Here is an 8,867-nt window from a genome sequence, read left to right on the forward strand (position 1 = left end):
ACAAGGAGACAGCTGTGGCCATCGCACCGATAGCCCCCTACCCGATGCCCGGCGCGGCGGAACTGCCGGATAACACCGTGCGGTGGCGGATCGAGCCGCGGCGCTGCGTACTGCTCGTCCACGATATGCAGCACTATTTCCTTGCGCCGTATTCGGCGGACCGGGAGCCGCTGACCGCGCTACTGCACAGTGTCACCGCACTGCGCGAGCTGTGTGCGCGCCTTTCGGTTCCGGTCGTCTACACCGCCCAGCCCGGCAGCATGACCGACGAGCAGCGCGGGCTGCTCAAGGACTTCTGGGGCCCCGGGATGAGCGCGGCTCCCGAACACCGTGGCATCCCGGACGAATTGCGGCCGGGGCCCGCCGATCCGGTGCTCACCAAATGGCGGGCCAGTGCCTTCCATCGCACCGAACTGCTGGATCTGATGCGGCGTACCGGCCGCGATCAGCTGCTGATCTGCGGGGTGTACGGGCACGTCGGAGTGCTGCTCACGGCCAGTGACGCCTTCGCCAACGACCAGCAGGCGTTCGTCATCGCCGACGCGATCGCCGACTTCACACCCGAATTCCATCGAATGACACTGGATTACGTCGCGAGCCGCTGTGGCCGGGTGGTGGTATCCGCGCAGGTACTCGCCGAGCTGTCCGCGGCGGCCGAGGTGGCGGCGCGGTGAGCCCCGAAGAATTCGTTCCGCTGCTCGCCGAATGTCTCTCGGGGACAACGCCGTTCGCATTGTTGCAGCGGCCGGAATCCGGGCCGGGGGAGGGGATCGAATTACTGCTCGGCACGGTGTCGGAACGGACCACCACGGCCGAATTGCCCGCGCTGGCACCCGCCGTCGACGCACACGCCCTGCTCGCCATCGTGCCGTACCGGGCGATCGGCGAACGCGGCTTCGCGCACCATGACGACGGTGCGCCGGTGCTGTGCCTCGCTGTCGACCGGCAGACCCGACTGCCGGTCGACCGGCTGCGCGCCGCCATTGCCGATTGGCCGATCGAGGTCGGCCCTGGCGAATTCGATATCGACGACACCGCCTACGCCGAGTTGGTCCATCGCGTGCTCGCCGAGGAGATCGGCCATGGCGCGGGTGCCAACTTCGTCTTGCGCCGCACCTGGCAATGCGAGGTCACCAACTGGAGCGTGCGCACCGCGGTGGCGTACTTTGTCCGGCTGCTCGCAGGGGAAACCGGTGCCTACTGGACGTTCCTGGTGCACACCGGCGGTCGCACCTTCATCGGCGCGAGCCCAGAGCGACAGGTCAGCCTGGCCGATGGCACGGCCGCCATGACCCCGATCAGCGGTACCTACCGCTATCCCGCCGAGGGCCCCACGGTCTCCGGCGTGCTGGATTTCCTGGCCGACGGCAAGGAAACCAATGAGCTCTACATGGTGCTCGACGAAGAGCTGAAGATGATGTGCCGCATCTGTCCCGAGCCGTATGTGCACGGTCCGCGGCTCAAGGAGATGGCCCGGCTCGCGCATACCGAATATCGGATAGCCGGGGACTGCGACCGCGACTATCGCGAGGTGCTGCGCGAAACGCTGCTCGCGCCCACCGTCACCGGCAGCCCGCTCGAAAATGCCTGCCGGGTGATCACCCGATTCGAGCCGACCGGCCGCGGCTACTATGCGGGCGTGCTCGCCCTGGCCGGACGAGACGAACGCGGCTGCCCGCGCATGGATTCGGCGATCATGATCCGCACCGCCGAGGTGGATGGCGCGGGCCGATTGCGCATCGGCGTCGGCGCGACCTTGGTGCGTGATTCGGATCCGGCCACCGAATCGCGTGAGACCCGCGCCAAGGCCGCCGGTCTGCTCGACGCGCTGCACAACCGCGCCCGCACCGCAACCACCCGTGAGCTCGGCGCGGATCCCGCTGTGCAACAGGCGCTTTCGGATAGGAATGGGCTGTTGGCAACGCTCTGGCTGCGACCGACGGCTGTCGCGCGACCGCATGCCGGTCGCCGGATACTGATCGTGGACGCCGAGGACACCTTCACCGCGATGGGCGCCCGGCTGCTGCGCGCACTCGGTCTCGATGTCACCGTGCACCCATGTCGCGAACCGGTCGAACCGCACCGCTATGACCTCGTGGTGATGGGACCCGGTCCGGGTGATCCCCGTGACCTGTCCGATCCCAAGATCGCCCGGCTGCATGCGCTCACGCGCACGCTGCTCGACGGCCCGGTGCCCTTCTTCTCGGTCTGCCTGAGCCATCAGGTACTCAGCACCCAGCTCGGCCTGCAGGTGGCCCGCTGCCCGGTCCCGAACCAGGGCGTGGCGCGCCGCGTCGAGCTGTTCGGCACACCGGAATCGGTCTACTTCTACAACACCTTCCAGGCTCGTCATGACGATGCGGTCTACTGGAGCCGGCGTCGCTCGGGTCCGATCGAAGTCTGCCGTGATCCGCATACCGGAGCAGTACACGCATTGCGCGGCAACGGGTTTGCCTCGGTACAGTTCCATCCGGCCTCGGTGATGACGACCAATGGCTCGGCCATCGTAGATCGCTTGATCACACCGCTGCTGCTCGGCGAGCCCGTCGGTAGTGCCGCCGCCGACTACTCAATGAGCTGACTACTCATTGACCGGTATGTGATTGATTACTAACGTTGGCAATGTGAGTTCACCGGCGAAAGTGCGGATGTCCTCGGAGCAGCGGCGCGAGCAGCTCATCACCGAGGCCATTGCCGAATTCGCGGTCGGTGGCTATATGGGGACGGCGACGGAAGCGATCGCCCGCCGGATGGGCGTCTCGCAGCCATACCTGTTCCGGCTGTACAAAACCAAGAAGGCGATCTTCCTCGCGGCCGCCGAACGCGCATTCGACATTGTCGAGCAGACCTTCCGGGACAATGCGGTCGGCGACACCGAAGAAGAGCGGCTGGCGGCGATCGGGGACGCCTATATCGCGCTGCTCGCCGACCGTCAACTGCTGACTTTCCAATTGCATGTCTACGCCGCGGCCAGTCTCGATGAGGAGATCCGCGACCTGAGCCGGGTGCGCTTCCAGCGGCTGTTCGATCTGGTGCACGAGCTGACCGGGGCGGACCCGGACGTGCAGTCGAAATTCATGGCCGACGGAATGCTACTCAATGTGGCAAGCGCACTCGATCTGAACCTGCCCGACTAACCCTCGCACCCCGAATTACGCTCGGATCCTTGGCCTTTGCCGTGTCGCGCGAAAACTAAGTGATCACTAACTAACTCAGGAAGAAACTGATGACACACCCCGACAAGAATCGGATCGTGTGGACCTTTGTGGTCTGCGGCTTCGCGGTCTTCATGGTGTCGCTGGACAACCTGGTGGTGTTCAACGCGCTGCCCACCATCCGTGCCGAACTGCACACCGGCCTCGACGGGTTGCAGTGGACGGTCAACTCCTACACGCTGACCGAGGCGGTGCTGTTGCTGGCGGGCGCCTCGCTCGGCGACCGCTTCGGACGTAAACGGGTTTTCGCGCTCGGACTGGCGCTGTTCACCGCCGCCTCCGCGGCATGCGCGCTGGCACCGTCGATCGAATTCCTCATCGGTGCAAGGGCGATCCAGGGCATCGGTGCGGCGATTCTCATCCCGCTCACCCTGACACTGCTCGCCGATGCCGTGCCGCCCGCGAAACGTGGTGCGGCCATTGGCATGTGGAGCGCGATGAGCGGTTTGGCGGTCGGGCTCGGGCCGGTGGTGGGCGGCGCGATCACCGACGTCGCCTCCTGGCAGTGGATCTTTTGGTTGAACGTGCCGATCGGGGTGGTGCTGGTGCCCGTCGCGGTGTGGATGGTGCGTGAAAGTTTCGGTGCGCATGGTTCTTTGGATGTGGTCGGCAATGTGCTGGTGGCCGCCGGTCTGTTCGGTGTGGTGTTCGGTGTGATCCGGGGCAACGACCACGGCTGGACGAGTGCGGGTGTACTGGGCCCGATCGTCGCGGGTGCGCTGGTGCTCGCGGCATTCGTGGTCTGGATTCTGCGCGCGTCGGCGCCGATGGTTCCGCCCGTGCTGTTCGCCGGTCGCGGTTTCACCCTGACCATCCTGACCGGATTCGCCATGGCCGTCGGTATGTTCGGCGCGATCTTCCTGCTGGCTCAGTTCCTGCAGACGGTGCAGCACTATTCGGCGCTGAAGGCGGGCGTGTACACCCTGGCCTGGACCGCGATGCCGACCTTGACCGCACCGATCGCGGGTATTCTCATCGACCGGATCGGTGGTAAGCCGGTGCTGGTCACCGGGTTGGTGCTGCAGACTGTCGGACTCGGCTGGCTGGCCGCCGTCACCGATCCGGAGGTGTCATATGCGGCGCTGGTACCCGCCTTTGTGATCAGTGGTGCCGGAATGGGACTGTTCTTCCCGCCGATCGCCCGGCTGGCGCTGGAATATGTCGCACCGGAGTACGAGGGTGTTGCCTCCGGCGTGTCGAATACTGTGCGCAATCTCGGCACCGTCGTCGGAATCGCCGCGCTGGGAGCGGTTTTCACAGTCAATGGCAGCTATGCGACCGGACAGACCTTCACCGACGGTTTCGCCCCCGCGGTGTGGGCGGGCTGCGCGATCCTCGGCGCGGCGACGCTGTTCGCCATGGCGCTGCCCGGCCGGGCAGCCATCGAGGCGTCCGAACCGGCCGATGCCGTTGTCGAACCCGAAGCGGCCCCGGTCCGAGGCTGACCGCATTCGAACCGGATCTTGATGGGAGGTAATGATGTTCGAGAAATTGGGTGTGTTCGTCTACACCTGGCGCAAAGCGATGCTCGGGCTGACGCTGCTCTTCGCGGTGGTGGCGGGGGCGTATGGCGTCGGAGTATTCGGCGATATGGTGCCCAACGGCTTCGAGGCGCGTGACGCCGAGAGCAGGCAGGCCGCGGAGTTGGCCGAAAAGGCATTTCCGCAGCGCGCGCCGGATGCGGTCATCGTGTACCGGTCCGCCGACAGAACCGTCGACGACTCCACCTTCCGCACTGCGGTGCAGAACCGGATCGCGGCGCTGCCCAAGGATGTGGTCACCGGATCGGTCGACTTCTGGACCACCGGAGCGCCGGATCTGGCCAGCCGGGACCGCCATGCCACCTATGTGGGGCTGAACCTGGCGGGTGCGGATGACAATGCCAAACAGGACAGCTATCTGAAGATCAAGGACAAGCTCGGCGTCGATGGGCTGCGGAGCGTCCGCGGCGGCAATACCCCGGCAGGATACGAGGCCGGCAATCAGGTCGGTAGCGATCTCGGTATGGCCGAAGGACTTTCGTTCCCGGTGCTGTTTATCCTGTTGGTGATCGTATTCGGCGGACTGGTCGCGGCCAGCCTGCCGCTGGTCGTCGGCGGCCTGTCGATCCTCGGCTCGATGGCGGTGCTGCGGCTGCTGGCCCAGTTCACCGATATCTCGGTATTCGCGATGAGTCTGGTCACCATCCTGGGTTTGGCCGTGGCCATCGACTACGGTCTGTTCATCGTCAGCCGCTACCGTGAGGAAACCGAACGCGGCCGAGAGGGCGCCGACGCCATCGTGCACACCCTGGCCACCGCCGGACGCACCGTCGCGGTCTCCGGTATTACAGTCGCGGTGGCGCTGGCCTCGATGAGCTTCTTCCCCTTCGTATTCCTGAAATCCATGTCCTACGGCGGTATCGCGGCAGTGCTGCTGTCGATGGTCTTCTCACTGATCGCACTGCCCGCGGCACTGGGCGTGCTCGGCCACCGGGTCAATGCGCTGTCGCTGTGGAAGCAGCGTTCGGCCGTCCCCGGTGATGGCGGCTTCTGGTACCGGCTCGCGCACGGCGTCATGCGTCGCCCGATCGCGGTGACCGCGGTCGCCGTCGCACTGTTGCTGGTACTGGCCGCGCCGTTGCTGAAGATCGATTTCGGCGCCAACGATGCCCGTCAGCTGCCCGAAACCGCCGAGGGGCGACAGGTTTTCGAGATGCTGGCGGATGATTTCGACGGCGATGGTGCGAAGACGATCGACGCCGTGTTGAAGCTGTCCGGTCCCGCCGATGCGCCCGCACAGCAGAGCGAAATCGCTGCCTACGCCACGCGACTCGACAGCGTAGCGGGTGTGCGCAACGCACAGATCACCGGCGCCGAAGGCACGATGGCGCGGGTGTCGGTGTCGTATGACGGTGCGGCGGTATCGAAGTCGAGCCGAGAACTGCTCGACCGCCTGCGTGCCCAGCCGAAACCGCCGGGCGCGACCGCGTATTTCGGCGGTGAGACCGCGGCGTACGACGATACGTTGCGCAAGCTCGGCGCGGTGCTGCCATGGATGCTGCTGTACATCGCGGTATCCACCTACCTACTGCTGTTCCTCGCCTTCGGCTCGGTGTTGTTGCCGCTCAAGGCGATTGTGATGAATCTGCTGTCGCTGTCGGCGACCTTCGGCATCCTGGTCTGGATATTCCAGGAGGGGCATCTGTCCGGCGTGCTCGGTTTCGATCCGACCGGCAATATCGAACCGAATATGCCGATCATGTTGTTCGCCTTGATCTTCGGCCTGTCCATGGACTACGAGGTGTTCCTGCTCTCGCGGGTGCGAGAACAGTACGACCGGCTCGGCGATCCCACCGCTGCGGTCGCTACCGGCGTGCAGCGTACCGGCAGGTTGATCACCAGTGCGGCGCTGCTGATGTGCGTTCCGCTGGCGGCCATGGCCTTCAGCCAGGTACTCACCATGAAGCTCTTCGGCGTCGGCATGGTGGTCGCGATCGTGCTCGACGCGACGATCGTGCGGATCCTGCTGGTTCCGGCGATCATGCGCCTGCTCGGCCACGCCGGCTGGTGGGCTCCGGGTCCGCTGCGAAAGTTCTACGCCCGGTTCGGCATTCAGGAATCGGATGGCGAACCAGCACCGGCCGAAGCGCAGCCGCCCACCGAGTCGGACGTGCCCGCGCTGACCTGACCGCACAGCTGATCCCCCGGCCGTCGAATCCGGCGGCCGGGGGATTACCGGCTGCGGTAGTCGGTGGCGTTGGGTCCGGTCGCGAAGCAACGTTCGATGGCGGCCAAGGTATCGGTGATCGTCTGCTCGCGCGTGACCGCGTCGATCCCGGCGCGGTCGAGCACCAGCGACGCCAGGCCATGCACCGTGGACCACGCGGCCATCTCGGCATTCGGTCGATGCGTCGGATCGGTGAACCCGACCTCGACCAGTTCGTCGAGCAATTCCGAGAGCAGGTCGAAGGCCGGCGAATCGCGCTCTTCGCCATCGGCGGTGTCGCAGAAGGCAGTTCGGAACAGTCCCGGTTCGCTCATCGCGAATGCGATATATCCGCGCCCGGCCGCGTTGAGTCGGGTGACTCCGTGCGTCCCCGGCTCGAGCGTGGCAAGTGCCGCCGACATGGCCCCGAAAAGGCTGCACTGCGCCTGCTCCTTGGCCACACGCAACAGCTGCCCATGATTGGTGAAATGCCGATAGGCCGCCGTCGGCGTAACCCCCACGCGCCGCGCGGCCGCCCGCACGGTCACCGCCGATGGCCCACCCCGCCCGGCCAGTTCGACCGCGGCCCCCACCAGAGCGCTACGCAGATCCCCGAAATGATAAGAACCCTTGCGACCATTGCGCTTCACCGCAGATCCCAAATCAGCCACCTGCACGATGCTGGCAGCTGAACACATCGCATGACAACCGAACCTGCCCGAATTGAGTGGTCGCATATTCCGGTCGGTGAACGGGTCGGCGCGATCTGGCAAACTCGGCGGAATGGGATTTCGTGACTTCATGACACGAGGTCGGGGGAGGGTCCGATCCTGGCTTCGCGTGCGCACAATGCTGCGGACCGCTGCGGTTGCCGCCACACTGGCCACTGTCGTCGGCCTGAGCTCGATTATCTGGATCCGGTTCGCGTCCAGCGATTATGAATACTCGGTCGACACCGTTCCCGCCGCGGAGGTGGCATTGATTCCCGGCGCGCAGGTCTACGCGAGCGGTCAGCCCTCCCCATATCTCGCGGCCCGACTCGATCTCGGCCGCAGGCTACTGGAAACCGGGAAGGTCAAGGCACTGCTGCTCACCGGCGACAACGGCCGCCCGAGCTACGACGAGCCCACCGCCATGCGCAGCTATCTCGTGCGCAAAGGCGTGCCCGCCAACAAAATCGCCCTCGACTACGCCGGATTCAGCACCTACGAATCCTGCGCCCGCGCACACAAGATCTTCGGGGTACAACAGGCCATCGTCGTCACCCAGGACTTCAGCCTCCCTCGCACCATCGCTCTCTGCCGCGACGCAGGCATCGAGGCCACCGGCATCGGCGACGACACCCAGCCCCACAACCTCACCTACAACAAGTGCTGGCTCCGCGACCAATTAGCCGCCACCAAGGCCGCATTCGACATGCTCGTACACCCGGCCCCGAAATTCCTCGGCAACCAAGAATCCACCGTCCGCGACGCCATCAACGCGACACCGCAGTAGCCGGTTAGCTAGCACCAGCAGTGTTGACCCCTAGAAACCAAGACTGGCGTTCGGGGTTTCGCGGTCTTCGTGGCATCGCAACCCCACTGCCACCGCATGGTTCGCGGTTCCGCGTTCTTGGGGGATCGTGGTACGCATCGCCGCATTGCGACTGCTGATCACCCGGACTGCAGGCAGCTGTACCAGCACCGCCGAAAGAATGTCGCAGTGTCGATTCCTCACCGCCGCAATGTCTGTCGGCATCCTCGCGGCAGGAACGGCCGCGACCGGACGTTGGCTCCGCGCCCGGCTCCGTGATGTCGCCGCCGACCAAGCCCGGTTCCAGGTGCCTCGCGCTATCCATCCCGCTCTGGCAATCTCTCCGGACGTACAACTAGTGCCTCTGCAAGGAAGGTTGGCTCGGTAATCGGGTCAGCGGGGTGGCGAGTTGATCGCTGGCGCTGCAGTGGTGATGCTGCCTGGGGAGGT

The 8,867-nt window shown here is 65.5% G+C and carries 7 protein-coding genes; 6 read left to right on the forward strand and 1 reads right to left on the reverse strand.

The features are described 5' to 3' along the window. Positions 1-14: 14 nt before the first annotated feature. From ABZ293_RS27680 to ABZ293_RS27700, 5 genes are all read left to right on the forward strand, one after another. The gene (locus tag ABZ293_RS27680) at positions 15-674 is read left to right on the forward strand and encodes an isochorismatase family protein (RefSeq protein WP_355185317.1); all 660 of its coding nucleotides are present in this window, start codon (positions 15-17) and stop codon (positions 672-674) included. Beyond that, complete coding sequence (locus ABZ293_RS27685; RefSeq protein ID WP_355185319.1) at positions 671-2,581, forward strand: anthranilate synthase family protein; 1,911 nt, start codon at positions 671-673, stop codon at positions 2,579-2,581. The genes ABZ293_RS27680 and ABZ293_RS27685 overlap by 4 nt, the downstream gene beginning before the upstream one ends. Before the next feature lie 43 nt (positions 2,582-2,624). Further along, positions 2,625-3,137 carry a TetR/AcrR family transcriptional regulator gene (locus tag ABZ293_RS27690; RefSeq protein WP_355185321.1) on the forward strand — a complete coding sequence of 171 codons (513 nt, stop codon included), beginning with the start codon at positions 2,625-2,627 and terminating at the stop codon, positions 3,135-3,137. An 89-nt stretch (positions 3,138-3,226) separates the two neighbouring features. After that, positions 3,227-4,660 (forward strand): DHA2 family efflux MFS transporter permease subunit, encoded by a 1,434-nt coding sequence (locus ABZ293_RS27695; protein WP_355185323.1) that lies wholly within the window; start codon positions 3,227-3,229, stop codon positions 4,658-4,660. 34 nt (positions 4,661-4,694) lie between these two features. Continuing rightward, positions 4,695-6,884: an MMPL family transporter gene (locus ABZ293_RS27700; RefSeq protein ID WP_355185325.1), complete on the forward strand. Its 2,190-nt coding sequence runs from the start codon at positions 4,695-4,697 to the stop codon at positions 6,882-6,884. Between the two features lie 44 nt (positions 6,885-6,928). Here the strand turns inward: ABZ293_RS27700 and ABZ293_RS27705 are convergent, their stop codons facing one another. Further along, positions 6,929-7,573, reverse strand: coding sequence for a TetR/AcrR family transcriptional regulator (locus tag ABZ293_RS27705; RefSeq protein WP_355185326.1), 645 nt, complete (start codon positions 7,571-7,573; stop codon positions 6,929-6,931). Positions 7,574-7,751: 178 nt separating this feature from the next. Here ABZ293_RS27705 and ABZ293_RS27710 point away from each other — a divergent pair, with 178 nt between their 5' ends. After that, positions 7,752-8,399 (forward strand): ElyC/SanA/YdcF family protein, encoded by a 648-nt coding sequence (locus ABZ293_RS27710; protein ID WP_355185334.1) that lies wholly within the window; start codon positions 7,752-7,754, stop codon positions 8,397-8,399. The last annotated feature ends 468 nt before the right edge of the window (positions 8,400-8,867 follow it).

This window comes from Nocardia sp. NPDC005998 (genome assembly GCF_040614395.1).
GTDB lineage: Bacteria > Actinomycetota > Actinomycetes > Mycobacteriales > Mycobacteriaceae > Nocardia.